Source organism: Antiquaquibacter metalliresistens, from assembly GCF_029211225.1.
Lineage (GTDB): Bacteria > Actinomycetota > Actinomycetes > Actinomycetales > Microbacteriaceae > Rhodoglobus > Rhodoglobus metalliresistens.
Window position 1 is genome coordinate 1 of sequence record NZ_JARGEM010000024.1, and the last position, 1,282, is coordinate 1,282.

At 66.2% G+C, this 1,282-nt stretch carries 1 pseudogene; it reads left to right on the top strand.

Going from position 1 to position 1,282, the window contains the following annotated elements:
• Nucleotides 1-71: 71 nt before the first annotated feature.
• Nucleotides 72-1,249: pseudogene (locus PYV02_RS15295) on the top strand (IS3 family transposase).
• Nucleotides 1,250-1,282 lie beyond the last annotated feature (33 nt).

Here is a 1,282-nt window from a genome sequence, read left to right on the forward strand (position 1 = left end):
CCGGGCGTGAGGAACGAATCGGTGACAACTGATCGTTAGTGTCGGGAGGCGCTGACGGGGAGGATGTCATCATGCCCGGTCCCTATCCCAGAGAGTTCCGCGAAGACGTTGTCGCGGTCGCTCGCAGCCGCGAGAGCGGCGTCACCATCAAACAGATCGCCATCGACTTCGGCATCAGTGAAGCAACCCTGCAGAACTGGCTCCGCCAGGCCGATGTTGAAGACGGCAATCGACCTGGTCAGACCGCGGCGGACGCGGCCGAGGCTCGGGAGCTGAAGAAGCGGATCCGGTTGCTGGAGCAGGAGAACGAGGTCCTCCGCCGTGCGGCGGCGTATCTGTCGCAGGCGAACCTGCGCCTTGGTGGCTCCCCAAAATGACGTACCCGCTCGTTGCTGAGCTCGCCGAAGCGGGGATTCCCGTGACGGTGTCGTGTCGGGTCCTCAAGCTCGCAAGACAGCCCTACTACCGGTGGCGCAACGCCCCTGTCCGGGACGCGGACGTGCTCCGCGCGTATCGGATCAACGCGCTGCATGACGCGCATCACGACGACCCGACGTTCGGGTATCGATACCTTGCCGACGAAGCCCGTCGGGCGGGATGGCGGATGAGCCGGCGGACGGCGTGGAAGCTGTGCTCGCAGGCCGGGATCCTCTCGTCCGCGCAGCGCCGGCGACGTGGGAAGGGCAAGAAGGCCGGCCCGCCGGTGTTCGACGATCACGTGCAGCGGGTGTTCCGCGCCGATGCCCCGAACCGGCTGTGGCTCACGGACATCACGGAGCATCGGACGAGCGAAGGCAAGCTGTACTGCTGCGCGATCAAGGATGTGTTCTCCAACCGCATCGTCGGCTACTCGATCAGCGACCGGATGACCGCGAAGCTCGCCGTCGATGCCGTCCGCAACGCCGTCTCTCGTCGCGGTGAGGTCGCCGGGTGCATCCTGCACGCTGACCGGGGCAGCCAGTTCCGCAGCAGGGCGATGGCCCGCGAGCTGCGCCGTCATGACATGGTCGGATCGATGGGTCGCGTCGGCGCCGCCGGAGACAACGCCGCCATGGAGTCGTTCTGGTCGCTGCTGCAGACGAACGTCCTCAACCAGCAGCGGTGGACGACCCGGCAGGAACTCCGGCTCGCGATTGTCGTGTGGATCGAGCGGAAGTATCACCGCCAGCGCGCCCAAGACACCCTCGGCGGCTTGACGCCCATCGAGTTCGAAGCCAAGCTAGCCGAGCCGCACACACTGGCGGCCTAAACCGAACCTGTCACCAGTTCGTTCCTCACGCCC